The 26310-nt window shown below is 60.0% G+C and carries 29 protein-coding genes; 15 read left to right on the top strand and 14 right to left on the bottom strand.

Going from position 1 to position 26310, the window contains the following annotated elements:
- From B3849_RS01265 to B3849_RS01250, 4 genes are all read left to right on the top strand, one after another.
- Positions 1–713: ABC transporter permease (locus B3849_RS01265; RefSeq protein ID WP_286779714.1), on the top strand; the 713-nt coding region annotated here is incomplete at its 5' end.
- A complete protein-coding gene (locus tag B3849_RS01260; protein WP_005851549.1) occupies positions 713–1681 on the top strand; it encodes an ABC transporter permease in 969 nt (322 codons plus the stop codon). The genes B3849_RS01265 and B3849_RS01260, both read left to right, overlap by 1 nt.
- Positions 1682–1760: 79 nt before the next feature.
- A complete protein-coding gene (locus B3849_RS01255) occupies positions 1761–2669 on the top strand; it encodes a sulfite exporter TauE/SafE family protein (protein WP_005851548.1) in 909 nt (302 codons plus the stop codon).
- Positions 2666–3436: a TIGR02186 family protein gene (locus tag B3849_RS01250; protein WP_278425838.1), complete on the top strand. Its 771-nt coding sequence runs from the start codon at positions 2666–2668 to the stop codon at positions 3434–3436. Before B3849_RS01255 ends, B3849_RS01250 begins: the two co-directional genes overlap by 4 nt.
- Here B3849_RS01250 and B3849_RS01245 read toward each other — a convergent pair.
- From B3849_RS01245 to B3849_RS01235, 3 genes are all read right to left on the bottom strand, one after another.
- Positions 3433–4971, bottom strand: a complete 1539-nt coding sequence (locus tag B3849_RS01245) for an ATP-dependent DNA helicase (protein ID WP_278425839.1) — start codon at positions 4969–4971, stop codon at positions 3433–3435. The two genes, B3849_RS01250 and B3849_RS01245, sit on opposite strands and share 4 nt — an antisense overlap.
- A 174-nt stretch (positions 4972–5145) precedes the next feature.
- Positions 5146–6426: a crotonyl-CoA carboxylase/reductase gene (ccrA, locus tag B3849_RS01240; RefSeq protein WP_009826059.1), complete on the bottom strand. Its 1281-nt coding sequence runs from the start codon at positions 6424–6426 to the stop codon at positions 5146–5148.
- Between the two features lie 164 nt (positions 6427–6590).
- A complete protein-coding gene (locus B3849_RS01235; protein WP_278425840.1) occupies positions 6591–7937 on the bottom strand; it encodes a 1-acyl-sn-glycerol-3-phosphate acyltransferase in 1347 nt (448 codons plus the stop codon).
- Positions 7938–8118: 181 nt separating this feature from the next.
- Here B3849_RS01235 and B3849_RS01230 point away from each other — a divergent pair, with 181 nt between their 5' ends.
- The 3 genes from B3849_RS01230 to deoD all read left to right on the top strand — a co-directional run bounded on the left by B3849_RS01230 (position 8119) and on the right by deoD (position 11303).
- Positions 8119–10110: a methylmalonyl-CoA mutase family protein gene (locus B3849_RS01230; protein WP_386170688.1), complete on the top strand. Its 1992-nt coding sequence runs from the start codon at positions 8119–8121 to the stop codon at positions 10108–10110.
- 85 nt (positions 10111–10195) lie between these two features.
- Entirely contained in the window at positions 10196–10510 is a 315-nt protein-coding gene (locus B3849_RS01225) for an H-NS family nucleoid-associated regulatory protein (RefSeq protein ID WP_005851537.1), read from the top strand.
- A gap of 82 nt (positions 10511–10592) precedes the next feature.
- Positions 10593–11303 (top strand): purine-nucleoside phosphorylase, encoded by a 711-nt coding sequence (gene deoD / locus B3849_RS01220; protein WP_278425841.1) that lies wholly within the window; start codon positions 10593–10595, stop codon positions 11301–11303.
- Between the two features lie 79 nt (positions 11304–11382).
- Here the strand turns inward: deoD and B3849_RS01215 are convergent, their stop codons facing one another.
- The 11 genes from B3849_RS01215 to B3849_RS01165 form a co-directional block, all read right to left on the bottom strand.
- Positions 11383–12225, bottom strand: coding sequence for an urea carboxylase-associated family protein (locus tag B3849_RS01215; protein WP_286779713.1), 843 nt, complete (start codon positions 12223–12225; stop codon positions 11383–11385).
- 51 nt (positions 12226–12276) lie between these two features.
- On the bottom strand, positions 12277–12492 hold the full coding sequence (locus B3849_RS01210; RefSeq protein WP_005851533.1) for a hypothetical protein: 216 nt from the start codon (positions 12490–12492) through the stop codon (positions 12277–12279).
- A 61-nt stretch (positions 12493–12553) separates the two neighbouring features.
- Positions 12554–13333 (bottom strand): succinate dehydrogenase iron-sulfur subunit, encoded by a 780-nt coding sequence (locus B3849_RS01205; RefSeq protein ID WP_005851531.1) that lies wholly within the window; start codon positions 13331–13333, stop codon positions 12554–12556.
- Positions 13334–13386: 53 nt separating this feature from the next.
- Complete coding sequence (locus tag B3849_RS01200; protein ID WP_278425843.1) at positions 13387–14202, bottom strand: FkbM family methyltransferase; 816 nt, start codon at positions 14200–14202, stop codon at positions 13387–13389.
- Positions 14202–14519, bottom strand: coding sequence for a hypothetical protein (locus tag B3849_RS01195; RefSeq protein WP_235208538.1), 318 nt, complete (start codon positions 14517–14519; stop codon positions 14202–14204). The genes B3849_RS01200 and B3849_RS01195 overlap by 1 nt, the downstream gene beginning before the upstream one ends.
- A 100-nt stretch (positions 14520–14619) precedes the next feature.
- On the bottom strand, positions 14620–16425 hold the full coding sequence (gene sdhA, locus B3849_RS01190) for a succinate dehydrogenase flavoprotein subunit (RefSeq protein WP_005851527.1): 1806 nt from the start codon (positions 16423–16425) through the stop codon (positions 14620–14622).
- Between the two features lie 31 nt (positions 16426–16456).
- Complete coding sequence (gene sdhD / locus B3849_RS01185) at positions 16457–16828, bottom strand: succinate dehydrogenase, hydrophobic membrane anchor protein (protein ID WP_037964988.1); 372 nt, start codon at positions 16826–16828, stop codon at positions 16457–16459.
- A gap of 11 nt (positions 16829–16839) precedes the next feature.
- The gene (sdhC, locus tag B3849_RS01180) at positions 16840–17223 is read right to left on the bottom strand and encodes a succinate dehydrogenase, cytochrome b556 subunit (RefSeq protein ID WP_005851524.1); all 384 of its coding nucleotides are present in this window, start codon (positions 17221–17223) and stop codon (positions 16840–16842) included.
- A 434-nt stretch (positions 17224–17657) separates the two neighbouring features.
- A complete protein-coding gene (mdh, locus tag B3849_RS01175) occupies positions 17658–18620 on the bottom strand; it encodes a malate dehydrogenase (protein ID WP_009826049.1) in 963 nt (320 codons plus the stop codon).
- Between the two features lie 189 nt (positions 18621–18809).
- Positions 18810–19832, bottom strand: a complete 1023-nt coding sequence (locus B3849_RS01170; protein WP_278375918.1) for a PRC-barrel domain-containing protein — start codon at positions 19830–19832, stop codon at positions 18810–18812.
- A 120-nt stretch (positions 19833–19952) separates the two neighbouring features.
- Positions 19953–20129, bottom strand: a complete 177-nt coding sequence (locus B3849_RS01165; RefSeq protein ID WP_278375917.1) for a hypothetical protein — start codon at positions 20127–20129, stop codon at positions 19953–19955.
- 174 nt (positions 20130–20303) lie between these two features.
- Between B3849_RS01165 and B3849_RS01160 the strand changes: the two genes are divergently transcribed.
- From B3849_RS01160 to sucD, 8 genes are all read left to right on the top strand, one after another.
- Positions 20304–21161, top strand: a complete 858-nt coding sequence (locus tag B3849_RS01160; RefSeq protein WP_278375916.1) for an HpcH/HpaI aldolase/citrate lyase family protein — start codon at positions 20304–20306, stop codon at positions 21159–21161.
- A gap of 5 nt (positions 21162–21166) precedes the next feature.
- Entirely contained in the window at positions 21167–21724 is a 558-nt protein-coding gene (locus tag B3849_RS01155) for an NnrU family protein (protein ID WP_168593042.1), read from the top strand.
- Positions 21725–21742: 18 nt separating this feature from the next.
- The gene (locus B3849_RS01150; protein ID WP_009826044.1) at positions 21743–21946 is read left to right on the top strand and encodes a DUF1737 domain-containing protein; all 204 of its coding nucleotides are present in this window, start codon (positions 21743–21745) and stop codon (positions 21944–21946) included.
- The gene (locus B3849_RS01145) at positions 21946–22983 is read left to right on the top strand and encodes a MaoC family dehydratase (RefSeq protein WP_278424890.1); all 1038 of its coding nucleotides are present in this window, start codon (positions 21946–21948) and stop codon (positions 22981–22983) included. Before B3849_RS01150 ends, B3849_RS01145 begins: the two co-directional genes overlap by 1 nt.
- A gap of 281 nt (positions 22984–23264) precedes the next feature.
- Complete coding sequence (gene sucC, locus B3849_RS01140) at positions 23265–24458, top strand: ADP-forming succinate--CoA ligase subunit beta (protein ID WP_005851509.1); 1194 nt, start codon at positions 23265–23267, stop codon at positions 24456–24458.
- A 91-nt stretch (positions 24459–24549) separates the two neighbouring features.
- On the top strand, positions 24550–25011 hold the full coding sequence (locus B3849_RS01135) for a succinyl-CoA synthetase subunit beta (RefSeq protein ID WP_278424889.1): 462 nt from the start codon (positions 24550–24552) through the stop codon (positions 25009–25011).
- Positions 25008–25352, top strand: a complete 345-nt coding sequence (locus tag B3849_RS01130) for a hypothetical protein (protein ID WP_278424888.1) — start codon at positions 25008–25010, stop codon at positions 25350–25352. The genes B3849_RS01135 and B3849_RS01130 overlap by 4 nt, the downstream gene beginning before the upstream one ends.
- A 43-nt stretch (positions 25353–25395) precedes the next feature.
- The gene (sucD, locus tag B3849_RS01125) at positions 25396–26283 is read left to right on the top strand and encodes a succinate--CoA ligase subunit alpha (RefSeq protein ID WP_009826038.1); all 888 of its coding nucleotides are present in this window, start codon (positions 25396–25398) and stop codon (positions 26281–26283) included.
- Positions 26284–26310: the final 27 nt, after the last annotated feature.

The following is a 26310-nucleotide window of genomic DNA, read 5'->3' as shown; positions in this document are numbered from 1 at the left end:
TCGTGATCACCACGATCATGTTCAACTTTATCGCGGCGGCGGTGCTGAACTATATTCTGGTTAATATGCTGCGTCCCCAAGGCAGCATGGATCCCGCAACGGCGCGTTTTCCTGACGCGACCAAACTGCCGACGCTACATGATATCCTTGCCCCGCTGGGGATCGAGTTTTCCAAGGCCGCGCCCGCCAATATCTCTCTTCTGGTGGCGGTTGCGGCCTGTATCTTCCTGTGGGTGCTGATCTGGCGCACGCGGCTGGGGTATGAGATCCGCGCCTATGGCCATTCGGAATCGGCCGCGAAATACGCCGGTATCTCTCCGGTCAAGATCACAATGATCGCGATGATCATCTCGGGTGGTTTGGCGGGCATGATGGCGATCAACAACGTCATGGGCGAAGCCGAACGGCTGGTGCTGAACGCGACCGAAGGCGCGGGCTTTATCGGGATCGCTGTGGCGCTGATGGGGCGTAGCCATCCTCTGGGTGTCTTCCTTGCCGCGATCCTGTTCGGGTTCCTCTATCAGGGTGGTGCTGAACTGGCGCTCTGGACCTCGATCCCGCGCGAGCTGATCGTCGTCATTCAGGCGCTGGTGATCCTCTTTACCGGAGCGCTGGACAACATGGTGCGTATGCCGCTCGAGAAAATCTTTCTGGCGCTGCGCGCCGCACGGGCCCCCAAGCCCGAACGCAAACCGGTGGAGCCTGCTGAATAATGGATTATATCACGCTCATCCAACTGTTCGACAGCACCGTGCGCCTTGCCACACCGCTGCTGCTGGCCTGCCTTGCCGGTCTGTTTTCCGAACGCGCCGGTATTTTCGACATCGGCCTTGATGGCAAGATGCTGGCGGCGGCGTTCTTTTCGGCGGCCGTGGCGTCGCTGACGGGGAACGTCTGGCTGGGGCTGCTGGCCGGCATCGCCGCGTCGATGGCGCTGAGCCTGCTACACGGGCTTGCCTCCATCACCTTCCGCGGCAACCAGCTGATTTCCGGCGTCGCGATCAACTTTCTTGCCGCCGGTCTGACGGTGCTGATCGCGCAGGACTGGTTCCAGCAAGGCGGGCGAACGCCGTCGCTGATCGGCGGGGCGCGGTTCAATCCGATCACCCTGCCCTTTGCCGATGACATCGCCCAGACCCCGATCATCGGCCCGCTCTATGCCGAGCTGATCTCGGGTCATTCGATCCTTGTCTACCTCGCCTTCCTCGCGGTCCCTGCGACATGGTGGCTGCTGTATCGAACACGCTTTGGCCTGCGTCTGCGCGCTGTGGGCGAAAACCCCGCGGCGGTGGATACCGCTGGGGTTTCCGTCATCGGGCTGCGCTATGCTGCGGTGCTGATCTGTGGCGTGCTTTGCGGTATTGCCGGTGCCTACCTCAGCACGGCGCTGCAGGCTGGCTTCATCAAGGATATGTCCGCAGGCCGTGGCTATATCGCGCTGGCGGCGCTGATCTTTGCCAAGTGGCGCCCGTGGTACGCGCTGTGGGCCACGCTGCTGTTCGGCCTGTTCGGCGCGCTGGAAACCCGCCCCGACGTGATCGAGGCATTGGTGAACTTCAAGGTTCAGGGCCAGTTGCTGGCCGCCCTGCCCTATGTGATGACCGTGATCATCCTCGCGGGCTTTGTCGGCAAGGCGATCCCGCCCCGTGCCGGCGGCGAGCCCTACGTCAAAGAGCGTTAACGCTCCCCGCGCCGTCGCAAATTGCGGCGGCGCAGCATCCACGATTGATTTCAACCTTTGGATCGGTCTAACTGCTTCTATGCAAATTTACCTGCCCATTGCCGAGCTGTCGGTCAACGCGTTCCTCCTTTTGGGGTTGGGCGGTATCGTGGGCGTTCTATCCGGCATGTTCGGCGTCGGGGGCGGATTTCTGATCACGCCCCTGCTTTTCTTTATCGGCATCCCCCCTGCGGTCGCTGTGGCGACCGGCGCGAACCAGATCGTTGCCTCCTCCTTCTCGGCGCTGCTGGTGCATCTGAAACGCAAGACGGTGGATCTGCGCATGGGCAGCGTGCTGCTGGCGGGCGGGCTGGTCGGGGCCGCGGCGGGCGTCACCATCTTCAACTACCTCAAATCGCTGGGTCAGGTCGATCTGCTGGTCAACCTGTGCTATGTCGTTTTCCTTGGCATCATCGGTGGGCTGATGCTGATTGAATCGCTGAATGCGATGTACAAGACCCGCAGCGGCAAACGCCCCCCGCGCAAGAAACACACGTGGATACAGAAGCTGCCGTTCAAGATGCGCTTTCGGGTCACGGGGCTTTATATCTCGGTCATTCCACCGCTACTGGTCGGGGCCTTTGTCGGGCTTTTGGCCGCAATCATGGGCGTTGGCGGCGGCTTTATCATGGTACCGGCGATGATCTATCTGCTGGGGATGCCGACCAAGGTGGTTGTGGGGACCTCGCTGTTCCAGATCATCTTTGTCGCCGCGTTTACGACGATGCTACACGCCACCACCAACTATACCGTCGACATCGTACTGGCCGTGCTGCTGCTGATCGGCGGGGTGATCGGCGCGCAGTTCGGGACCAGCCTTGGCACCAAGCTCAAGGCGGAACAACTGCGGATCCTGCTTGCGCTTCTGGTGCTGGTCGTCTGCGGCAAGCTGGCGCTGGAACTGTTGCTGCAACCGGCAGAGCTTTATTCCGTCGGGTTCACATCATGAACCGTCTGCGTGCCCTTTTGGTAGCAGCGCTGGCCTGCCTGTCTTTCTCCGCCATCGCGGACGAGGCGATTGTGCTGGGCCTGAACCAAAGCGAAGTCTCTATCTCCACCAATTTCAACGGGTCCGAGATCATCATCTTCGGGGCCGTCAAACGCGAGACCCCGATCCCCGAAGGCCCCGAGCTTGAGGTCGTGGTAACCGTGTCCGGCCCGTCGGCCCCGGTCACGGTGCGGCGCAAGGAAAAGACCTTTGGCATCTGGGTGAACACCGCCGCCGTAGAGGTCGACCGTGCCCCCAGCTTCTATGCCGTCGCCACCAGTGGCCCCTTGCAGGACGTGCTGAACCGCACCGAGGACCTGCGCTATAAAATCTCTGTCCCGCGGGCGATCCGGTCGGTCGGTGCGCCGATGAATATCGAGGATTCCGCCGCCTTCTCGGACGCGTTGGTGCGCATCCGCAGCAAGGCGAACCAGTATCAACTGGACGAGGAAGGCGTGACCGTGGACGAACAGACCCTGTTCCGCGCGACGGTGCAACTGCCCGCCTCCTTGATCGAGGGCGATTACAACACCCGCATTTTCCTGACCCGCGGCGGGTCCGTCGTGGCGCAATACGGGACGTTGATCGACGTGCGCAAGGTCGGGCTGGAACGCTGGCTGTTCAACCTGTCGCGGGAAAATGCGCTGGTCTACGGGCTGCTGTCGCTGGCGATTGCCATCGCGGCGGGCTGGGGGGCCTCTGGCCTTTTTGCGGCGCTGCGGCGCTAGGCCGCAGGATCGTCCGTCTGTGTCTCAAGGCTCAGCGGGGCGGCAGGGGCCGCGCGCAGATCATCCACCCGCAGCATTCCGGACGGTTTCGACAGGCGGTTACGCACGACCCAGATCAACCGCTCTTGCGCGCGGGTGATCGCCACATAGGCGAGCCGCTTCCACAGCGGTTGCCCCGCCTCTGACCGGCCCATCCGCGCCGCTGCATAAAGGTCGGGCGCAAAGACCTGCACCGTGTCCCACTGGCTACCCTGCGCCTTATGGATCGTCACCGCCGCCCCATGCAAGAACGTCGCCCCCATGCGCGCGGCAAAGGGGATAAAGGGTTCTTCCTCGTCCGGTTTTTCGATCTTCACGATCGACGCAGCAGAGATTTGCGGGTCTTCCGCGCCCATCACATGCAGGCGGCTAAAGCCCGGTTTGCGCCCTGCCCCCAGATAGACGACCTGCGCACCCTTGATCAGGCCCCGCGCTTCAAGGTCGAGCCGTTTCTTGCGGTGTTTCAACGGCAGCTCGATCCCGTCGCAGATCAGCGGCTCCCCCTCCAGCAGCGCGTCTTCGGGCGCGCCATAGACCGACCGGAAAGCGTTGATCAGCCGGATGCGCGTGGCATTGCGCCAGACCAGCACGGGCGACCGCGCCATCAAATCCACTTCTACCCGCTGGCCCCAGACGACACGGTCGTCTTTCTTTGAGGCGTCTTCGACCATACGCTCGAACTGTTCAAAGCTCAGGTCAGGGTCGGCAAGCGCATGGGCCAGATCAAGGATCGGGTTGTCGGCCTGCTGCCGGTGAATTCGGCTAAGGTTCAGCACCCGTTCCTTGGGCAGCTTTTCAAACACCATCGTGCCCGACTGCCCCACCGGAGCCAACTGCGCCGGATCGCCAAACAGCAGCAACGTCGGGAAGATCTCTTTCAGATCCTCGAACTGTTTGTCGTCCAGCATCGAACTTTCATCGACAAACCCGATATCCAGCGGTTCTTCGCGACGCTTCCATCCGGTGATGAAATCGCTGCCGCGCAGACCCGCAGCGGCCAAGGCACCGGGAATGGATTTATTGTTCTCGTAGAACGCGAAGGCGCGGTCCAGCGAGACTTCGTTCATCCCCTCGATCACCGGGCGTTCACCGCTGCCCGCCAGCCATTCTGCGATGCGTTCGTATTCGGGGTCATAGACAGGCGTATAGAGGATGCGGTGGATCGTCGTCGCGGGCACACCGCGCAGCCGCAGGACTGATGCCGCCTTGTTGGTGGGTGCCAGAATGGCCAGGGTGCGCTTGTCTTTCTTCTTGCGTTCGTAATCACCCGAAACGATGTCGACGCCGGCATTTTCCAGCGCCTTGTACAGTTCTGCCAGCAGCAGTGTTTTGCCCGACCCCGCCTTGCCGGTCACCGCCAGCACTTGGTCCGCCCCGCCCGCAGGGGGCATCAGCAGATTGTCAGCCAGATCGATGCCCGCATGGCGCAACATCTCGGTCACGCTGTCAAAGGCAGCCGCCTGATCGGCGGAATAGGTAAGGGCAGGTACTGTCATGGCGCGACCCTAATTCAGCGCGGCACCGGGGGCCAGATGGCATCGCCGCTATTCGCGCAATCAGCCCGTGCCAAACCGCCGCGTGATGCCGCATACGACAACACCCGCGCACCGATTGGTGCGCGGGTGTCTGGTCAGCCGGTCGTCAGCGCCCCCTGAACGGGGGCCACCGACTTATTTTTTCGCGTCCAGCGCGTCTTCGAGCGTGCGCAGGCCGGTCTTGGGCGATTGCACCAGTACCGACATGTTGCCCGGCTTATGCTCGTTCGCCATCATCTTCATGTGCGCGTCGGGCAGATCGGCCCAGGTGAACACTTCGGACATACACGGATCAAGACGGCGCTCTACCATCAGTTTGTTGGCGGCCGACGCCTGCTTGAGGTGAGCAAAGTGGCTGCCCTGCAAACGCTTCTGGTGCATCCACATATAGCGCACGTCGAACGTCAGGTTGAAACCCGAAGTCCCCGCGCAGATCACGACCATGCCGCCCTTTTTGCAGACGAAGGTGGAAACGGGGAACGTCGCCTCGCCGGGGTGCTCAAACACCATGTCGACGTTCACGCCCTTGCCTGTAATCTCCCAGATCGCGGCACCGAACTTGCGCGCCTCTTTGAACCAAGCCGCATATTCGGGCGTGTTCACGGTGGGCATCTGGCCCCAGCAGTTGAAGTCCTTGCGGTTCAGAACGCCCTTGGCGCCCAGATCCATGACAAAGTCACGCTTGGATTCGTCCGAGATCACGCCAATCGCATTCGCGCCAGCAGTGTTGATCAGCTGGATCGCATAGGACCCCAGACCGCCCGAGGCACCCCAGACCAGCACGTTCTGGCCCGGTTTCAGGTCATGAGGCTCGTGGCCGAACAGCATCCGGTAGGCGGTGGCCAGCGTCAGCGTGTAGCAAGCGGCCTCTTCCCATGTCAGGTGCTTGGGGCGTGGCATCAGCTGCTGCGCCTGCACATTGGTGAACTGGGCGAAGGATCCGTCGGGGGTCTCGTAGCCCCAGATACGCTGGCTGGGAGAATACATCGGATCGCCGCCGTTGCACTCTTCGTCGTCGCCGTCATCCTGGTTGCAGTGGATCACGACTTCGTCGCCGACCTTCCAGCGTTTGACCTTGTCGCCAACCGCCCAGACGATGCCCGACGCGTCAGAGCCCGCAATGTGGAAGGGCTGCTTGTGGCCGTCGAAGGGGCTGATGGGTTTGCCCAAGGCAGCCCAGACACCGTTATAGTTCACACCCGCCGCCATCACGAGGACAAGCACCTCGTGACTGTCGAGCGTCGGCACGTCCACGACCTCTTCGAGCATCGCGGTATTGGGGTTCCCGTGGCGTTCCTTGCGGATGGTCCATGCGTACATCTGCTTTGGAACGTAGCCCATCGGCGGGATTTCCCCGATCTCGTAAAGGTCTTTTTCCGGTGCGTCGTATTGCGCGATATTCGTGTCCAAGGCCATGTCGGTCTCCACAGTCAGAATAGGTTTGTGCCGCAGTGCAGAATCGCGGCGTCTACTGGTGGAATATGACCCTTCGCGCAACAATGCAACACCATTTGACCTGTAATTGTAATTTTATGACTTTGCATCCGCAGCAATTTCGGCAGTAGTTTCGCTTGTGTGACCTATCTGTCGAAGAAATGGGCGATAGAGTTCGCATAGAAGCGCAAGGCAGGGCGTTGCCCGTCGGCAGGAGCATAGCCACGATCCGACGCCGCGATCATCCCGCGCTGCACCAGATGATCGCGTGCTCTGGCGACATTGGCGGCGAAGTCCTGCGCCACAACCGTAGCCTCGTCAGAGGCCCGCGCGGCCATGCCTTGCATTTCCTGTTCCAGCGCGACGCCATCCAGCGGCTTTTCCGCCAGCAGCAGCACCCGCGCCAGCAAGGGCACGAACAACAGCGGCATCTCGTGTTCGATCCGCCCCATCAGATCCTGCGCCAGCCCGTCCACATTCGGCGCGTCGCCATAGTCGCGCAAATGTACCGGCGTGCCGAACACGACCACCGCCTCGCCGAAGCGCAGGAATTTGCCGCGCATACGCAGCCAGATCTTGCGAACAATGAATTTCAAAATGACCGAGATTTGGGCATCGAACCGACGGGTGCCTGCCTCGTCCGCAGCAATCAACACGCGGTCTTCCAGCACACGGTCATAGTTGATTGCCACCGGCACAAAGACGACATCGCGGTCTTTCAATTCTGCCTCAAGCACATAGCCAAGCAGCCCCATCTTGGGCGGCATCAACTTGCCGTTCAGGCTCAGCCCGCCCTCGGGGAAGATCGCCTGGGTCACCCCGCCTTCGGTCGCCATCTGCACATAGCGGGCCAAGACCTTGCGATACAGCGCGCCGCGCGATTTGCGCCGGATGAAATACGCCCCCATCGACCGGATCAACCGGCTGAGCGGCCAGACACGCGCCCATTCCCCCACGGCATAGCTGAGCGCCGACGCCTCCCCCGCGAGGTAGGTCACCAGCACGTAGTCCATGTTGCTGCGGTGGTTCATCACAAAGATGATCGTGGCGTCTGACGGGATACCTTCGATCACCGCGTCGTTGCGCGATCCGGTGCGCACATCATACAGCGCATTCGCCAGAAACCGCGCCAGCCGGATGCCAAAGCTGAAATAAGCAAAGGCGCTAAAACTCGGGACGATCTCGCGGGCATAGCGGCGCGCCTGTTCGGAGGCGACGTTCTCGGGGATACCTTCGGCGCGCGCGTGATCCACAATCGCCTGACTGATCTGCGGGTCATAGATCAGCCGCTGGATCATATCGTGCCGCCGCGCCAGCTTGAACGGTTCAATCGGGCGGGTCAGCCGCGTGTTCAGCTGTGCGACAGCTTTCTCCAGCCGTCTGCGAAAGAACCACCGGACCGAGGGCAACAGGAAATGGCTGAGCGCGGTCACAGCCGCGAACAGCAGGATCACCGCGAAAAGCCAGACGGGAAGTTCAATCGTTTGCGTCATCGCCCAACCCTTGCAGGACCCGCGCTGTCTGGGCAACATAAAACAGTCAACCACACATAGGGCACCCCTCGACAAGGCACACGCGACCGTAACGCAGCGGCTTTCGCCCATGCCGCAATGCAGCGAATTGACAGCGCCTGATTATTTCACGTATCAATCGACCAGCGCAAGAATATTACCCATTCGATTCACGAAAGGCCGCCCCATGTCGCAACCGCAAAAAGACCGCCCCTGGCTGATCCGCACCTACGCCGGACACTCCACCGCCGAGGCATCCAATGCGCTGTATCGCGCGAACCTTTTGAAAGGGCAGACCGGCCTGTCGGTGGCCTTCGACCTGCCCACCCAGACCGGATATGACAGCGATCACATCCTGTCGCGCGGCGAAGTCGGGAAAGTGGGCGTGCCCGTGGCGCATCTGGGTGATATGCGCAGCCTGTTCAAGGATATCCCGCTTGAGCAGATGAACACCTCGATGACGATCAACGCCACCGCGCCGTGGCTGCTGGCGCTGTATATTGCTGTGGCCGAGGAACAGGGCGCGGATGTGTCCAAGCTGCAAGGCACCGTGCAGAACGACCTGATCAAGGAATACCTGTCGCGTGGCACCTATATCTGCCCGCCTGCCCCGTCTCTCAAGATGATCGCGGATGTGGCCGAGTATTGCTATACCAACGTGCCCAAGTGGAACCCGATGAACGTCTGTTCCTACCACCTGCAAGAGGCCGGTGCTACGCCCGAGCAAGAGCTGGCCTTTGCCCTTGCCACCGCCACCGCCGTACTGGACGCCCTGCGCCCCCGCGTCCCCGAAGAGGACTTCCCCATGCTGGTGGGGCGGATCTCTTTCTTTGTGAACGCGGGCATCCGCTTTGTCACCGAGATGTGCAAGATGCGTGCCTTTGGCGACCTTTGGGACGAAATCTGCCGCGACCGCTATGGCGTTGAAGACCCGAAATACCGCCGCTTCCGCTATGGGGTGCAGGTGAACTCCCTCGGGCTGACCGAACAGCAACCCGAAAATAACGTCTACCGCATCCTGATCGAGATGCTTGCGGTGACCCTGTCAAAGAACGCCCGCGCCCGCGCCGTGCAGCTGCCCGCGTGGAACGAAGCGCTTGGCTTGCCACGCCCGTGGGACCAGCAATGGTCGATGCGGATGCAGCAGATCATGGCCTACGAGACCGACCTGCTGGAGTTTGACGACCTGTTCGATGGCAACCCCGCCGTGGACCGCAAGGTCGAAGCGCTGAAAGAGGGCGCACGGGCTGAACTGGCGAACCTTGATGATATGGGCGGCGCGATTTCGGCGATCGACTATATGAAGTCCCGTCTGGTCGAAAGCAACGCGGACCGTCTGGGCCGGATCGAGGCCGGCGAGACCATCGTCGTGGGCGTGAACAAATGGCAACAGGGCGAACCCTCGCCCCTGATGACGGGTGATGGCGGCATCATGGTCGTGGACCCCGCAGTCGAGGCCGACCAGATCAACCGTCTGAACGCATGGCGCGACAGCCGCGACCAGGCCGCCGTGGACAAGGCGCTGGCCGATCTGCGCGCCGCCGCTGCCGAAGGCCGCAATGTGATGGAACCTTCTATCGCCGCCGCCAAGGCGGGGGTTACCACCGGCGAATGGGCCGAACAGATGCGCAGCGTGCACGGCGAATACCGTGGGCCAACAGGCGTTGCTTCGGGCCGGTCAAACAAGACCGAGGGGCTGGACGACCTGCGCGACGCCGTGGATGCCGTCAGTACCCGTCTGGGCCGCCGGCTGAGCTTCCTTGTCGGGAAACCGGGTCTGGACGGCCATTCGAACGGGGCCGAACAGATCGCCGTGCGCGCCCGCGATTGCGGCATGGAAATTGCCTATGAGGGTATTCGCCTGACGCCGTCGGAAATTGTTTCCGCCGCCGCCGAAGGAGAACATCACGTTGTCGGGCTTTCGATTCTTTCGGGATCGCATATTCCATTGGTCGAGGATTTAATGAAACAAATGCGCGCCGCCGGATTGGATCACATTCCCGTAATCGTGGGTGGTATTATTCCAGAAGAAGACGCCAAAAGATTGCGCGCTATGGGAGTCGCTCGTGTTTACACGCCAAAAGACTTTGAATTGAATACAATTATGGCAGACATCGTCACACTCGCCGATCCCGAAACTGTGGCCGCCGAATAAAAAGCGGCCAATTCAAAAACTCTTTGTTTGTTCATTCTTTTGGCGTAAAGCATTAATTGGCTTTTCGACAAAGGAATGAGCGAGAATGAGTATTGATCTAAGCACAATGTCCCACAAACAGCTGGAACAGCATTTGGAAGACGTGAAGATGGCGATTAAGAACGCATATGAACGCGACCGCGTAGAAGCCCGCAAAGCCGCTGAAAAAGCAGCCGCCGAATACGGGTTCTCGCTGGATGAAGTATCCGGCGGTGCGAAAAAGGGCAAAGCCGCGAAAGCTGCCGCGAAATACGCCAACCCCGAAGACCCCAGCCAGACATGGACCGGCAAGGGCCGCCAGCCCAACTGGTTCCGCGACCTGATCGCCAGCGGCACAGATCCCGAAACGTTGGAACTGTAAATCAGCCTGACATGCGCACAGCGTGCGATTATTGCGTCCCCTCGGCGCATCCCCTTGGCTTTGGAAATATAAAGAGCATCCCATGACAATTCATATTGGCGCAAAACCCGGCGATATTGCCGAAACAGTCCTTATGCCCGGCGACCCGTATCGCGCGAAATGGGCTGCGAAAACATTCCTTAAAGATGCAAAACTTGTAAATGAAGTACGTGGCATGCTGGGTTTCACCGGCACATGGAATGGTAACCGCGTCACTATTCAAGGCTCTGGCATGGGAATGCCCTCGCTGTCGATTTATGCCAATGAATTGATTTCCGAATACAACGCGCAAACCCTTATTCGGATTGGATCTTGTGGCGGGATGCAGCCGCAGGTTGGTATTCGCGATGTCATTATTGCCATGACCGCCACGACAATTACCTCGCCTTCTTCCGGTATCTTCCGCGAGATGAATTACGCCCCCTGCGCCGATTGGTCCCTGCTGCGTGCTGCCGTGGACGCGGCAGAGGCGAAAGGCACGAAAACCCATGTCGGCGGGATCTATTCCTCGGATGTCTTTTATGCCGAACGCCCCGATCTGGACGAGCAGATGACCCGCCACGGTATTCTGGGTGTCGAGATGGAAGCGGCAGAGCTTTATACCCTCGCCGCGCGCCACAAACGCCGTGCGCTGGCTGTGCTGACGGTCAGCGACCACCTGCAAACCGGCGAGGCGCTGCCCGCGGAAGAGCGCGAGAAATCCTTTGGCGATATGGTCGAAATCGCGCTACAGGCGGCTTTCCCCAACAGCTGATGCGCGATGATCCCCCGGCGGACGCTCTGCGGGGGATTTATATCCATTTGGAAGCATGGCCGGGCGCTACCCCGATCCCTTAGCCCCCGTGGCTGCGGTCGTAGCCGTTGGGGGACGGGCTTTGCCACCCCTCAAGCGCGCCTTTGGCGGGGGCGAACACCTCTACCAGCAGCGGATAGCAGGCGGCAACGTCCGAGGAGTGTTTGGCGGAGCAATCCCCCCCCGGACAGGCGCTGAGCGCGCCAAGCAGGTCGATCTCGGCGAAAAACTCAAGGTAGTCGCCGGGGCGCACGGGGCTGGCCTTCATGAAATACTGACCGGTGTCACGGGTAAAGCCGGTGCACATAAAGACGTTCAGCACGTCATGCACGAAAGGCTCTGCCTCGGCGCGAGTGATGCCCTGATGATCCGCCAAGGCCCGGATCAGGTTGGAGTGGCAGCAATGGTGGTATTGCCCGCCCGACAACAGCTGGTTGGTATAGGGATCGCAGCGCGTGCCGATCACATCATGCACCGAGCCGCCGAAGGCATCCATGCCGTACCAGTCGAGCGTATCATGGGTCAGCGTCGCCATAGGGCGCAGCGTGGGAAAGCTGCTCCACATGCGCTGTCCGGTGGTGATATGCGTGCCATGCAGCGCGCGGGTTTTGCCGGAGTAGAACCGCTCGGACAGATCATTTTGCGACCAGAGGTTCAGATCACCGACCTGTGGCCCCTCGACAGAGGTAATCCGAAAGAAATGCCCCGCAGGCACGGTAAAGCAGCTTGCGTCACGAGGGGCGACGGTGACCTCGTCCACTTTGGTCAGCGTTTCGCGCGCGCGCCCGTAAAGTGCCATGTCAGGCACGGGCAGCGTCTCGACGGGATAGCAGATCACGGGCGCAACAGCGCGGCGGGCGTCGGCATCATGGGGCGGTGTCATAGCGGAAACTCCTGACTGTCGGGTCCGATCCTGAGGCCACCGCACGCGGCGTCAGAGAGGCCGGCCGCCGACATTGGCCTTGCAGTCGCGGGGGGCCGATTGGGTGGCGGTATAGGCCTCTGCTCCGCAGGCGACACAGTGGTAGAACTGCAGGCTGCCTTTGTCGCGGGTACTGTCCTTGCGCCAGCGGCATCCACGCACCGCCTTATCACGGTAGGCAAAATAGGCGACGATCGCAAAAGCGATGGCAAAGGCAATCAGGATCATAGGGGGCACATGTCACGCCCCCCGCGCCATAGGGCAGCGGGAGGCGCAGGTTGCGATGGGATCAAACAGTGCGTTCGACCATCATCTTCTTGATATTGGCGATGGCTGCGGCAGGGTTCAGGCCCTTGGGGCAGGTCTTGGCGCAGTTCATGATGGTGTGGCAGCGGTAAAGTTTGAACGGGTCTTCCAGATCGTCCAGACGTTCACCTGTGGCTTCATCGCGGCTGTCGATGATCCAGCGGTAGGCGTGCAGCAATGCGGCTGGCCCGAGGTAGCGGTCGCCGTTCCACCAGTAGCTGGGGCAGGATGTCGAGCAGCAGGCGCACATGATGCACTCATAAAGCCCGTCAAGCTTGGCACGGTCGTCGATCGACTGTTTCCATTCTTTCGCGGGCTCTGCCGTCTTGGTTTCAAGCCACGGCTGGATGGAGGCGTGCTGCGCGTAGAAATGCGTGAGGTCGGGGATCAGATCCTTGACCACGGGCATGTGTGGCAACGGATAGATCTTCACCGCGCCTTTCACTTCGTCCACGCCATAGGTACAGGCCAGCGTGTTGATCCCGTCGATGTTCATCGCGCAGGATCCGCAGATGCCTTCGCGGCAGGACCGGCGGAAGGTCAGGGTCGGGTCGATCTCGTTCTTGATCTTGATCAGCGCGTCCAGGATCATCGGGCCGCAGGTGTCCATATCGACGAAATACGTGTCGATGGCCGGGTTCTTGCCGTCGTCCGGATTCCAGCGATAGACCTGAAACTGCCGCAGGTTCTTGGCACCTTCGGGTTTGGGCCATGTTTTACCGGTCGTCATCCGGGAGTTCTTGGGGAGCGTGAGTTGAACCATATCGCTTCTCCTGGTCTGTCGGGCAGTTGCCCAGTTCGTTACAATTCTGGCGCTTACGTCTTTCGGATGTAAAGCGCATTTCCCTCGGCGCGCAGGGTTCGGCGGTACCCGGCGGCCAGTATCTCTGCACAAAGATCGCCGTCCCACTGATCCGCATGGCGGACCTCTATCAAGATCGCATCCGGCAGCCAGCCGCCGGTTTTGCCCTGCGCGAGGATGGGGTTCAGCACGACCTCCTCGGCCCCTTCGACATCGATCTTGAGGATCGTGCCGTCATGGTGCCGTGCGGCGTGTGTAAAGGCGGACAGGGGCCGTGTGGGCACCAGCACGCCGCCGTTTTGTTGCTTGCCCTCGATCGGGAGCAGCGATGCCTGACCGTAATTGTGCCCGCGGAAGTTCAGCATCGCCTCGCCCTCGCGGTCGGACAGCGCGCAGCCTTCGATACGCACGCGGTCGGTCAGATTGTTCAGCGCGATGTTCATGCCAAGCCGGCCAATCATCAGCGGGTTGGGTTCGAACGCCACAACGCGCGACCCTTCGCTCGCGGCCATCGCCAGCGGGATCGAATAGGCCCCGCAGTTGGCACCGATGTCAAAAACCAGCATGTTGCGGTCTTCCACCAGTTCGACCAAAGCCACCAGCGATTTGATCTCGGGCGGGTATTCGTTCAGCCAAAGGCAGGTTTCGGTATAGTTATCGCGCGGGTCCACCACCATGCGGATGTCAGCGAACTCCACCTCTGTGGGGCCAAGCTGCGACTTGATGCGGGTGCGTTCGCTGGTGTCGCCGTCACGGAATTGCGCGCGCAGATCGGCCATATGGCCTGCATCCTTGCCCTGCGTATCCGGCGTGACGTTCGGGTGACCCATTAGCCCAGCAACCCCGGGACGCTGCCAGCAGAACGCGACAGGCATTGCACGGTTTCGGGGCGCGACAGGACCGCGCGCACGGTGGCGACGGTGGTGTCATCCACGCCGATCACGGCGGATTTGGCGAAAACGCGCACCTGAGCCGCATCGGCATTGTCGACGATACAATCGGTGAAGGGCGTGATCAGCTGCTTGGGCACCTGCGGAAAGCGCGTGGCAAGGGTTTCGGTGATGACCCCCTTGGTGCCTTCGCGGGCGATGCTGTCGACCTGCTGCGTTGCTTGCGCGCAAGCGGACGCGGCCAAAATCATGGTCATAGCGATAAACTGTTTCATGTCGCCTGCCCTCCGCCTGCAGGACGAGGGCATGGCCCCCGGTTTGGTCCCCTGCCCCCAAAAGCGAAGGCAGGGTTTCAGATCAATAGACCCGTGCTTTGGGTGCGATCTTTTTCATGTCGATCCCGCCTTCGGATTCCTCGGTCAGCGGGTCAAGGTGCACACCACGGTAGCTGAGCGTTGCCGCGTTCCCGTCGAAATACGCGAGGCTGTGCTTGCGCCAGTTCTCGTCATCGCGATCAGGGTAATCTTCGTGGGCATGCGCCCCGCGGCTTTCCTTGCGGGCAGCAGCGGCGGTGATGGTGGCCACGGCGTTCGGCATCAGGTTGGTCAGCTCAAGCGTTTCCATCAGGTCAGAGTTCCAGACCAGCGATGTGTCAGTCACGTGCAGGTCAGCGATCTTGCCGGCGACCTCGTCCATCTTGACCTTGCCTTCGTTCAGCGTCTTGTCGGTGCGGAAAACCGCAGCATCGGCCTGCATGGTTTTCTGCATCTCAAGGCGCAGCTCGGCGGTCGGGATCTGGCCCTTGGCATAGCGCAGGCTGTCGAAGCGTTCAAAGGCGGCATCGACCGATTTCTGGTTCGGCGTCGGCACGGGTGCCTCTGCGTCGACCACCTCTTTCGCGCGGATCGCGGCGGCACGGCCAAAGACCACAAGATCGATCAGAGAGTTCGAGCCCAAGCGGTTCGCCCCGTGTACCGAGGCACAGCCCGCTTCGCCCACGGCCATCAGGCCCGGTGCCACGCGGTCCGGCGCGTCTTCGGTCGGTGCCAGTACTTCGCCCCAATAGTTAGTGGGGATACCGCCCATGTTGTAGTGTACGGTCGGCAGAACCGGGATCGGCTCCTTGGTCAGGTCTACACCGGCAAAGATGCGCGCGGATTCAGAGATACCGGGCAGACGCAGGTCCAACGTTTCCTTGGGCAGGTGGTTCAGGTGCAGGTGGATGTGGTCCTTGTTCTCGCCCACACCGCGGCCTTCACGGATTTCCATCGTCATACAGCGCGAAACAACGTCACGGCTGGCAAGGTCTTTGTAGGTCGGGGCATACCGCTCCATAAAGCGTTCGCCTTCGGAGTTGGTCAGATACCCGCCTTCGCCACGCGCGCCTTCGGTGATCAGACAGCCGGCGCCATAGATGCCGGTGGGGTGGAATTGCACGAATTCCATATCCTGCAAAGGCAGGCCCGCACGCGCCGCCATACCGCCGCCGTCTCCGGTGCAGGTATGCGCCGATGTCGCCGAGAAATAGGCACGGCCATAGCCACCTGTCGCCAGAACAACCATCTTGGCGCTGAACAGATGCATGGTGCCGTCGTCCAGCTTCCAGCACAGCACACCCTGACACACACCATCATCCGACATGATCAGATCAATGGCGAAATACTCGATGTAGAATTCAGCGTTATGCTTCAGCGACTGACCATAAAGCGTATGCAGGATCGCGTGGCCGGTCCGGTCGGCGGCGGCACAGGTCCGCTGCACGGGGGGGCCTTCGCCGAATTCGGTGGTGTGGCCGCCGAAGGGACGCTGGTAGATTTTACCCGCTTCGGTCCGCGAGAAAGGCACACCGTAGTGTTCAAGCTCGTACACCGCCTTGGGGGCTTCGCGAGCGAGGTATTCCATCGCGTCTGTGTCACCCAGCCAGTCAGAGCCCTTGACCGTGTCATACATATGCCACTGCCAGTTATCGGGGCCCATGTTGGACAGCGACGCCGCGATACCGCCCTGCGCCGCAACCGTGTGCGAACGGGTCGGGAAAACTTTGGTCACGCAGGCTGTTTTCAGCCCTTGCTCTGCCATGCCAAGTGTCGCACGCAGGCCAGCGCCGCCAGCCCCCACGACAACGACATCATATTCATGCGTTTCATATTCATATGCAGCCATGTCTCGGTCTCCGGTATAGCGTAGGCGTGTGTTAAAGCGCGATGCGGGCGATGGCGAAAACGCCAACCGCGGCCGCACCATAGCTGAGGCAGGTCATCAGGATGATCGCAACTTTCTGCGACAGCCCGTGGACGTAATCCTCGATCAGCACTTGGACACCGTCGTTAAAATGTTTGAAGCCAACGATCAGCGTCAGGGCGGCGACGATCGCGGGGAAAGGCCTGCTGTAGTAGGCGATGATCTCTTCGTAGGTGCCCCCAAGGGCGGACCCGAAGGTAAAGACGAAAAGCGGGATCAGGATCAGCAGCGCAACAGAGCTGACTTTCATCGCCCAGAAATGTGCGGTGCCCGATTTGGCCGAGCCCATGCCCATAGCGCGTTTGCGGTCTGTCAAATAAGCCATGTGTCTATCCCTCAGATGATCAGCGCGGTGATGATGGTCAAAACGACTGAACCGATCAGCGCGGCCCAGCCCAGCTTTTCAGCCGTCGGGATATCCAGCGCATAGCCGTTGTCCCAGATCAGGTGCCGGATACCGGCCAGCGTGTGATACCACAGCCCCAGCAGCGACAGGAACATGACCAGATCACCGAACCAGCTGGTGATGAAACCGTTCGCGATATCAAAATACTCCGCCGACGTTGCCGCCGCGAGGAACCACCAGACAATCAGCAGCGCGGCGACCAGCATCGCGTTGCCGGTGATGCGCGTCAGGATCGACGTCATGGAGGTCAGTTGCGGGCGATAGATCGTCAGGTGGGGTGACAGCGGGCGATTGCCCCGGTTCACATCTGCCATGATGGATTCCTTTTCTCGTCAGGTTGCGGTCATAGATAACGGTATTTTTGGGACTGTCACGTCCAGAGGCGTGAATTTGAAGCGGTTTATTGGCGCAGTTGCCCAAACCCTTCGGTTAGCGCCGGACATTTCCGCAATTTGTGATCACTAATTTTCCAGCTGTGATCACAAGAGCCAAAGCCAACCAAATTCATCGGGCTTTTCGGCAGCCGTTTGGGCGAAAATTCAGTCCCTAGCGTCCGTTTGCGCGCCGCATGATGCGCATGCCTTCAACTTGCGACGCGGCAGATTTGGCTACCTGCGGAGACTGATCTGAGCGGGGGGGAGCAAGCGGCTTTGGCATCATCCCGCGGGATCGTCCAATAGCAAAGTCCAGGTGCAGCGGGCGGGGTTTATTGTGATCTCGACCACACCCGCCCGCTGCACCTTAGGTATTACTTCAGCGATTCATCGATGCCTTTGCACGCATCGACCAAGCCTTTAACAGCATTCACAGAGTTGTCGAACATGGACTGTTCGTCCTTGTTCATCGCAATCTCGACCACACGTTCGACGCCACCAGCACCGATCACGGTGGGCACGCCGACGTAGAAGCCGTCCAGACCATAGGCACCGTCAACATAGGCGGCGCATGGCAGAACGCGTTTCTGGTCCTTCAGGTAGGCTTCGGCCATTTCGATTGCCGATGTCGCAGGCGCGTAGAACGCCGAGCCGGTTTTCAGCAGGCCAACGATTTCGGCACCGCCATCACGGGTCCGTTGAACGATCGCGTCCAGCTTTTCCTGTGTGGTCCAGCCCATTTTCACCAGATCAGGCAATGGGATACCCGCAACGGTGGAATAGCGCGTCAGGGGCACCATTGTATCGCCGTGGCCGCCCAGTACGAAGGCAGTGACGTCTTTCATGGAGACGTTGAATTCAGTCGCGAGGAAATGACGGAAGCGTGCCGAATCAAGCACACCGGCCATGCCGCAAACCTTGTGATGAGGCAGACCGGAGAATTCGCGCAGCGCCCAAACCATCGCGTCCAGCGGGTTGGTGATGCAGATAACGAATGCGTCTGGTGCGTGGGCAGCGATGCCTTCGCCAACGGACTTCATGACCTTCAGGTTGATTCCCAGCAGGTCATCACGGCTCATACCGGGCTTACGCGCAACACCGGCGGTCACGATGCAAACGTCTGCGCCAGCGATTTCAGAGTAGTCGTTCGCGCCGGTCATGGTCGCGTCGAATTTGGCGGATGGGCCCGATTCTGCGATATCGAGGGCCTTACCCTGCGGGATACCTTCGGCGATGTCGAACAGGACAACGTCGCCCAGTTCCTTGATTGCTGCGAGATGGGCAAGCGTGCCCCCGATTTGCCCTGCGCCGATAAGCGCGATTTTGGGTCTGGCCATGTGGTATACTCCGACAGGGTTACATTTCGCTTCGGGATACCGAAATGAAGCGCACCGTGCAAGTTGCGCTTGGTCCGGCATCACGTCACATCGCGCAGAGCCATAAAAAACGGGACCGTTCCTTTCGAAACGATCCCGTCTTGGTCAGCTTTTCAGCAAGCTATTGCCGAATTTGACTGAGCGTTCAGCTTAGCCTTGGTATTCGGGCTGTGCTTTCAGCGCTTCTTTGCTGCTGTCGATGTAGATGCGGAAGTCGTCGCCTTCAGCGTTCTTCATGATCTGCAGTTCGTCCCATGTAACGGCTACTGGCTTTTCGCCAATGCCCAGGAAACCACCGACGTTGATCACAACTTGGCCAACTTCGCCGTTGTCACCCATAACGAGGGCACCGATTTCACCGACGGTCTCGTCGTTGGCACCGTAAACATAGGACCCTTCAAGGTCTTCTGCTGTCAGCGCGGCAACTTCATCAGCTGTGGCGTTGGCATAGCCTTCACGCTCAACCGCTGGGGCTGTCAGCATGGGGCGTTCCATGTCTTGCTCAAGTTCGTTTGCTCCTTCGGCCATTTCGGTGGTTGCTTCATCAACGGCCTGCTCTGTTTCAGCGGCTGCTTCTTCGGCTTCCATTTCAGCTTCGTTTGCCAGTGCTTCGGCATCCGCTTCCATTTCGGTCTCTGTGTCGACCTCAGCTTCGGCGTTCATGTCGGTCGCTGCCATATCTGTCTCAGCGTTCATGTCGGCGTTGGCGTCCATGTTTGCTTCGGTTTCCATGTCAGCTTCGTCGTCCATACGTTCAAACGCTGGGGCTTTTTCAAGCATCTCTTTGCTTGTGTTCACCACGAGGAAACGGTCGTCGCTGTCACCTTCTTCGGTCACAATGCGAATCTCGTCCATGTTCACGCTTACGTCACGCTCGCCCATGCCGAGGAAGCCGCCAATGCCGAGAATAACGGCCTTAACGTTGCCTTCGGAATCCAGCAGGACGTCGTTGATTTCGCCGATGTCGTCCCATTCCTTTTCGCCGTCAGCGGCGATGGTGGAGTTTGCTTCAACTTCTGTCTCGGAATTGTAGATACGCATGCCGATCAGGTCGGACGCGAAGAAGTCAGTTTCTTGCGCTGTCACGGTACCAAAACCAGCTGCATGTGCATCTGCAAATGCGGGACCAGTCAAGCTCAGGATGATTGCGGTTGTGCCAAGAATACGTTTCATTGTTGATACTCCTTTAGAAGTTCCGGGTGATAATCACTCGGTTGTGATATCAACGATGATGTGGCGATTGCGTTCCGGCGATCCGCGTCTTTTTTCGCCGCTTTTATAATCTATGACATATCAAATGGGGCCCACCGCCTTAGTTTGTTGATCCTGCGGCGGGTGCGAAATTTTTGCGGAAATCTTGTGGCATCCGTCACAACCTGCGGTTCGCGTTCCCGCCGCGACATCCTGCGTCAGCGCCACCACCGCCGCCGCGGCAGTTGCCAGCCCGATCAGGTTAAACAGTTTTACCATTCTACACCTCTTACACTTACACTCGCACCATGACGCCTTTCCTTCTGGCAGCAAAACCTGAAGGCCGCGTTAAAGCCTCAAATTATCTGACGCTGCGCTGCGGCGCGTTTGCGCTTGAAGTTTTCGTCTAAAAATGCAGACCTGCACGCAACATTATTTCTTGGAGAGTCGCAAATGTCGAAAATCACCCGCCCCCTGCGTTCCGTTCTGTATATCCCCGGCTCCAAGGACCGCGCGTTAGACAAAGCCCGCGGGCTGCCGGCCGATGCGATTATCTTTGACCTCGAAGACGCCGTGATCCCGGAAGAGAAAACCGCTGCACGTGAAACACTCGCCACGGCGCTGAAAGACGGCGGCTATGGCAGCCGGTATAAAGTGATCCGCATCAACGGGCTGGACACCGAATGGGGTGCCGCCGATGCCCGCGCCGCGGCGAAGATGGACTGCGACGCCATTTTGCTGCCCAAAGTCGGCAGCCCCGCCGATCTGGACGCTTTGGCCGAAATCACGGGCGACATCCCGCTTTGGGCGATGATGGAAACCCCCGGTGCGATGCTGAATGCCGCCGCGATTGGCGCGCATCCCAAGCTGCAATGTATGGTGATGGGCACCAACGACCTGAACAAGGACCTGCAAACCCGCGTGCGCCCCGACCGCCTGCCCCTGATGACCGGGCTTGGCCTATGCGTACTGGCAGCCAAGGCCAACGGCATCGCGATTGTCGATGGCGTTTACAATGCGTTCAAGGATGACGAAGGCCACCGCGTTGAATGTGACCAAGGCCGCGACATGGGCTTTGACGGCAAAACCTTGATCCACCCCGCGCAGCTGGACGTCGCGAACGAGGCATTCTCCCCCTCCGAGGCTGAAGCCGACCTGGCCCGCCGCCAGATCGAGGCGTTTGACGAAATGCAGGCGACAGGTCAGGGTGTGGCCGTTGTGGACGGGCGCATCGTTGAAAACCTGCATGTCGCCACCGCACGCGAAACATTGGCAAAGCTGGACGCGATCGCGGCCCTGCAAACGGAGTAAACCTGATGATGGCACTTTTGATCCTTGGTCTGATCTTATGGGTCGGTGCCCATTATTTCCGTCGCTTCATGCCGGACCAGCGCGCAGCTATGGGCCGACAGGGCAAAGGCATCATCGCCGTCGCCATCGTGGCGGCGCTGGTCATGATCATTATCGGATACCGCGGGGCCGCGTTTATCCCCGTCTGGACTCCCCCGCCCTTCCTGACGCATCTGAACAACTTGCTGATGGTGCTGGCATTCTGGGTCTACGGGTCCAGTGCGGCCAAAGGGGCCAAGGCCTGGCCCGCCTATAAAACCCGCCACCCGCAGCTGATGGCCGTTAAAATCTGGGCGGTCGCGCATTTACTGGTGAACGGGGATCTCGCCTCTATCCTGCTGTTTGGCTCTATGCTGGCTTGGGCGGTCGGTTCCGTGATCCTGATCAACCGCGCGGAACCCAACTGGACACCCCCTGCCCCCGCGGGCAAGGCCACCTATATCCGCCTTGCGGTGATCACGCTGGTGATGCTGGTCGTCGTGACCGCGATCCATACCCTGCTTGGCGTCTCTCCCTTTTCCTGAGTTACTGAAAGAACCCCCATGAAACTCTATCGTTTCCTGTCCGAAGAAGACACTTCCGCCTTTTGCCACAAGGTCACCGACGCGCTGAATAAAGGGTGGGAGCTTTACGGCACGCCCACGCAGACATGGGATGCCAAGGCAAATGTCATGCGTTGCGGTCAGGCCGTGACCAAGGAGGTCGAAGGCACCTATACGCCCGACACCAAACTGGGGGCGCATTGATGGCACAGGCAAAGACCAACAAGGGCCGTTTCTTCGAGGACTATAAAGTAGGCGAGACGTTGCATCATGCGGTGCCCCGCACGGTCAAGGATGGTGAACGCGCGCTGTACCACGCGCTGTATCCCGCCCGTCATGCGCTTTATTCCTCTGACCAGTTTGCCCAAAGCTGCGGCCTGCCTGCCAGCCCGCTGGACGATATGATCACCTTTCACATCGTGTTCGGGAAAACCGTGCCGGATGTATCGCTGAACGCGGTCGCCAATCTTGGCTATGCGCAGGGGCGCTGGCTGGCTCCGGTCTGGCCAGGTGACACGCTGCGATCTGAATCCGAGGTGATCGGGCTCAAGCAGAACTCGAACGGGAAAACCGGCGTCGTCTATGTACGCACCACCGGCTACAACCAGAACGACACCAAGGTGCTGGAGTATGTCCGCTGGGTGATGGTGCGCAAACGTGATGTCGATGCCCCCGCCCCCGAAACTATCGTGCCCGATCTGCCCAAGGCGCTGACGGTTGACGATCTGTCGATTCCCGAAACGCTCGACTTCAGCAATTACGACTTTACCCTCGCGGGCGAGGCGCATCGCTGGGGCGATTATACCGTGGGCGAGATGATCGACCACGTGGATGGCGTCACCGTCGAAGAGGCGGAGCATATGATGGCCACCCGCCTGTGGCAGAACACGGCAAAGGTGCACTTTGACACCTCCGCCCGCCCCGATGGGTCGCGGCTGATCTATGGCGGGCACGTGATCTCTATGGCGCGGGCGCTGTCGTTCAACGGGCTGGCCAATGCGCAGATGATCGTGGGGCTAAACGGCGGGGCGCATGCGAACCCCTGCCTGTCCGGCGACACAATCCGCGCCTGGACCGAGGTTCTGGACAAAGCCGATACCGACAAACCCGGCGTCGGCGCATTGCGCTTGCGCTTGGTCGCCACCAAAGGCGGAGAGCCGTTCAAGCTGAAGGGTGAAGACGGCAAATACCTGCCCGATGTCCTGCTCGATCTCGATTACTGGGCACTGATTCCCAAGTAAGACGACCCCTTGACGACGGCCGACCGGTCGCAAAACAAACAACTATATGTCGCGTTCGGCCCTTAAAACGTGGGGTTTCCGAGCGCGACAGCCGCAGCGTCGGCAACATTCCGCAGATTTTCCACCGTTAGCGCTATTTTGTGATCACACGCGAAATTCGTGTGATCACAAATGTCGCTTTTATCTGGAAAACCCTGTATTTCTCCGAAAAACTGTTTACCGAGTATCAAGACTCAATCGTATACCGCGATTAGACTGGAACAAAGACGGGACCGTTTTTTATGAACATCCACGAATATCAGGCAAAAGCCCTTTTGCGTAGCTACGGCGCGCCAGTATCCGACGGCCGGGTCGTGCTGAAAGCTGAAGAAGCGAAAACAGCCGCAGGCGAGATGGACGGACCTCTTTGGGTCGTCAAGGCGCAGATCCACGCAGGTGGCCGCGGCAAGGGGTCCTTCAAAGAAGCCGACGCTGGCGACAAAGGCGGTGTACGCCTGACCAAATCGGTTGAAGAAGCCGCCGAAGAAGCCAAGAAAATGCTGGGCCGCACCCTGGTCACGCATCAGACCGGCCCCGCGGGCAAACAGGTCAACCGGATCTACATCGAAGACGGTTCGGGCATTGAAACCGAATTGTACCTCGCGCTGCTGGTGGATCGCCAGACCTCGCGCATCGGGTTCGTCTGCTCCACCGAGGGCGGCATGGACATCGAAGAAGTGGCCGAGTCCACCCCCGAGAAAATCATCAGCTTCTCTGTTGACCCCGCCGCGGGCTTCCAGCCCTACCACGGCCGCCGCGTTGCTTTCGCCCTGGGGCTGGAAGGCAAGCAGGTCAAACAATGTGTGACCCTGATGGGCCAGCTGTTCAAAGCCTTCGTCGAAAAAGACATGGAAATGCTGGAAATCAACCCGCTGATCGTCACCGACAGCGGCGACCTCAAAGTGCTGGACGCCAAAGTCAGCTTTGACGGCAACGCGATGTACCGCCACGGCGATATTGCCGATTTGCGCGACACCACCGAAGAAGACCCCAAAGAGCTCGAGGCGTCCAAGTACGACCTGAACTACATCGCTCTGGACGGTGAAATCGGCTGCATGGTGAACGGTGCCGGTCTGGCGATGGCCACAATGGACATCATCAAGCTTTACGGTGCCGAGCCTGCGAACTTCCTTGATGTTGGTGGTGGTGCCACCAAAGAGAAAGTGACCGAAGCGTTCAAGATCATCACCTCCGACCCGCAGGTCAAAGGTATTCTGGTCAACATCTTCGGCGGCATCATGCGCTGTGACGTCATCGCCGAAGGCGTGGTCGCAGCCGTGAAGGAAGTCGGCCTGCAGGTTCCGCTGGTTGTCCGTCTGGAAGGCACAAACGTTGAAGAAGGCAAAGCCATCATCAACAACTCCGGCCTGGACGTGATCGCTGCGGACGACCTGAAAGATGGCGCGCAAAAGATCGTGAAAGCGGTCAAAGGCTAAAACTGGCTGGAAAGCTTGGATGATGCATCGTCTCGCCTTTTGTTTTTCCATTGCCGCGCTGGCTGTCCCTTTCGGGGCGGCCAGTAACGCTATGGCACAGACAACGCGCGCGGCGGACATCGCACAGGCCTTTGCAGACCATTGTTTCAGCCCGCGTCTGACCGCACGGACAGCGCAGACACAGCTTGGCAGCACCGGGGCACGGGTCGATTTCTATGATCTGCGTCCCTTTACCTCGGCACCACAGTCTCCGGTGACGGGCGCGGCAGCAACGGCGGGCACGGACCGCCGCTGCGAAGTGTCCTTTGACGGGGCGGCGCCGCGGGTTGCGCAACAGGGGATCGCCACCGGATTGGCACAGGAAAACCTGACCGATCTGGTAGATGTCCCCGCAGGGTTTCCCATCACGACGGGGGCCACCTATCGCGCCGCCGTCATGCTGAACCCCAACCGCATGGCTGTGGTACAATCGGGGGTACGCGACGGGGCGCAGGGGGTTGAAACCTTTGTCCGCGTCGAACGCCTGATCCCGCTGAACGAGGCAAGCCAATGACCGCGTCCGCGCAAAACACCGTCACCGGTGGCAAGGCCATCGTCTTTGGGATGACCGCTCTGGTCTTCGCAATGATGGCTGTCGTCGCACAGCTGCCCATGCCGATGCAGGATTCCCTGCTGGCCGAAGGCGGCCCGTTCGAGACACTGTCGGTTGTTGGCTATGGCCTGTGCATCCTGCTGGCGATCATCGCAACCGGTTTGATCCTGTTGCGCCGCGAGACATGGGGCTTCATCCGTGGGATCGCCAAAGGCGCGGCACCGCTGATGTTCGCTGTTGCAATCTATCTGACATACCGACTGCCGCGCCTTGCGGCGGCGGCACCTTCCACCGCGCCCTGAGACCGGCGCCACCTGAATTGAACTTGAGAAGAAAGCACATAACATGGCCGTACTCGTAAACGAAAACACCAAAGTGATCTGCCAGGGCCTCACCGGCTCGCAGGGCACGTTCCACACCGAACAGGCCATCGCCTATGGCACCAAAATGGTCGGCGGTGTGACCCCCGGCAAAGGCGGCCAGACGCATCTTGACCTGCCCGTGTTCAACTCTGTCCACGAAGCCCGTCACGTCACCGAAGCCAACGCCACCGTCATCTACGTGCCGCCCCCCTTCGCCGCGGATTCCATCCTCGAGGCGATCGACGCCGAGATGGAGCTGATCATCTGTATCACCGAAGGCATCCCGGTTCTGGACATGATGCGCGTCAAGCGCGCGCTCGAAGGGTCCAAATCCCGCCTGATCGGGCCAAACTGCCCCGGCGTGATCACGCCTGACGCCTGCAAAATCGGCATCATGCCCGGCCATATCCACAAGCGTGGCACCTGCGGGGTTGTCTCGCGCTCGGGTACGCTTACGTACGAAGCTGTGAAACAGACATCCGATCTTGGCCTCGGCCAATCCTCTGCGGTTGGTATCGGCGGCGACCCCATCAAAGGGTCCGAGCATATCGATATCCTCGAGATGTTTCTGGCCGATCCAGAAACACAGTCGATCATCATGATTGGTGAAATCGGCGGTTCTGCCGAAGAAGAAGCGGCGCAATTCCTGGCCGACGAGAAGAAAAAAGGCCGTTGGAAGCCCACAGCCGGTTTCATCGCGGGCCGCACAGCCCCTCCCGGCCGTCGTATGGGCCACGCCGGTGCGATCGTCGCAGGCGGCAAAGGTGACGCGGAATCCAAGATCGCAGCTATGAAAGAAGCAGGCATCGTTGTTGCGGATAGCCCCGCAACGCTGGGTGAAGCTGTTCAAGAAGCTATCAACAAAGGCTAACGCCAGATGGTGGGGCCTGACTTTTCA

Origin of the sequence: Sulfitobacter sp. UBA4523 (assembly GCF_002388305.1) — a bacterium.
GTDB classification, from domain to species: domain Bacteria; phylum Pseudomonadota; class Alphaproteobacteria; order Rhodobacterales; family Rhodobacteraceae; genus Sulfitobacter; species Sulfitobacter pontiacus.
This window is presented reverse-complemented; position numbering and strand designations above follow the sequence as displayed.

Excerpts from the sequence above, each read along its gene's own strand:
- B3849_RS01260 (WP_005851549.1), top strand. The coding sequence starts at position 713 with ATGGATTATATCACGCTCATCCAACTGTTCGACAGCACCGTGCGCCTT.
- B3849_RS01255 (WP_005851548.1), top strand. The coding sequence starts at position 1,761 with ATGCAAATTTACCTGCCCATTGCCGAGCTGTCGGTCAACGCGTTCCTC.
- B3849_RS01250 (WP_278425838.1), top strand. The coding sequence starts at position 2,666 with ATGAACCGTCTGCGTGCCCTTTTGGTAGCAGCGCTGGCCTGCCTGTCT.
- B3849_RS01245 (WP_278425839.1), bottom strand. The coding sequence starts at position 4,971 with ATGACAGTACCTGCCCTTACCTATTCCGCCGATCAGGCGGCTGCCTTT.
- ccrA (WP_009826059.1), bottom strand. The coding sequence starts at position 6,426 with ATGGCCTTGGACACGAATATCGCGCAATACGACGCACCGGAAAAAGAC.
- B3849_RS01235 (WP_278425840.1), bottom strand. The coding sequence starts at position 7,937 with ATGACGCAAACGATTGAACTTCCCGTCTGGCTTTTCGCGGTGATCCTG.
- B3849_RS01225 (WP_005851537.1), top strand. The coding sequence starts at position 10,196 with ATGAGTATTGATCTAAGCACAATGTCCCACAAACAGCTGGAACAGCAT.
- deoD (WP_278425841.1), top strand. The coding sequence starts at position 10,593 with ATGACAATTCATATTGGCGCAAAACCCGGCGATATTGCCGAAACAGTC.
- B3849_RS01215 (WP_286779713.1), bottom strand. The coding sequence starts at position 12,225 with ATGACACCGCCCCATGATGCCGACGCCCGCCGCGCTGTTGCGCCCGTG.
- B3849_RS01210 (WP_005851533.1), bottom strand. The coding sequence starts at position 12,492 with ATGATCCTGATTGCCTTTGCCATCGCTTTTGCGATCGTCGCCTATTTT.
- B3849_RS01205 (WP_005851531.1), bottom strand. The coding sequence starts at position 13,333 with ATGGTTCAACTCACGCTCCCCAAGAACTCCCGGATGACGACCGGTAAA.
- B3849_RS01200 (WP_278425843.1), bottom strand. The coding sequence starts at position 14,202 with ATGGGTCACCCGAACGTCACGCCGGATACGCAGGGCAAGGATGCAGGC.
- B3849_RS01195 (WP_235208538.1), bottom strand. The coding sequence starts at position 14,519 with ATGACCATGATTTTGGCCGCGTCCGCTTGCGCGCAAGCAACGCAGCAG.
- sdhA (WP_005851527.1), bottom strand. The coding sequence starts at position 16,425 with ATGGCTGCATATGAATATGAAACGCATGAATATGATGTCGTTGTCGTG.
- sdhD (WP_037964988.1), bottom strand. The coding sequence starts at position 16,828 with ATGGCTTATTTGACAGACCGCAAACGCGCTATGGGCATGGGCTCGGCC.
- sdhC (WP_005851524.1), bottom strand. The coding sequence starts at position 17,223 with ATGGCAGATGTGAACCGGGGCAATCGCCCGCTGTCACCCCACCTGACG.
- mdh (WP_009826049.1), bottom strand. The coding sequence starts at position 18,620 with ATGGCCAGACCCAAAATCGCGCTTATCGGCGCAGGGCAAATCGGGGGC.
- B3849_RS01170 (WP_278375918.1), bottom strand. The coding sequence starts at position 19,832 with ATGAAACGTATTCTTGGCACAACCGCAATCATCCTGAGCTTGACTGGT.
- B3849_RS01165 (WP_278375917.1), bottom strand. The coding sequence starts at position 20,129 with ATGGTAAAACTGTTTAACCTGATCGGGCTGGCAACTGCCGCGGCGGCG.
- B3849_RS01160 (WP_278375916.1), top strand. The coding sequence starts at position 20,304 with ATGTCGAAAATCACCCGCCCCCTGCGTTCCGTTCTGTATATCCCCGGC.
- B3849_RS01155 (WP_168593042.1), top strand. The coding sequence starts at position 21,167 with ATGATGGCACTTTTGATCCTTGGTCTGATCTTATGGGTCGGTGCCCAT.
- B3849_RS01150 (WP_009826044.1), top strand. The coding sequence starts at position 21,743 with ATGAAACTCTATCGTTTCCTGTCCGAAGAAGACACTTCCGCCTTTTGC.
- B3849_RS01145 (WP_278424890.1), top strand. The coding sequence starts at position 21,946 with ATGGCACAGGCAAAGACCAACAAGGGCCGTTTCTTCGAGGACTATAAA.
- sucC (WP_005851509.1), top strand. The coding sequence starts at position 23,265 with ATGAACATCCACGAATATCAGGCAAAAGCCCTTTTGCGTAGCTACGGC.
- B3849_RS01135 (WP_278424889.1), top strand. The coding sequence starts at position 24,550 with ATGGCACAGACAACGCGCGCGGCGGACATCGCACAGGCCTTTGCAGAC.
- B3849_RS01130 (WP_278424888.1), top strand. The coding sequence starts at position 25,008 with ATGACCGCGTCCGCGCAAAACACCGTCACCGGTGGCAAGGCCATCGTC.
- sucD (WP_009826038.1), top strand. The coding sequence starts at position 25,396 with ATGGCCGTACTCGTAAACGAAAACACCAAAGTGATCTGCCAGGGCCTC.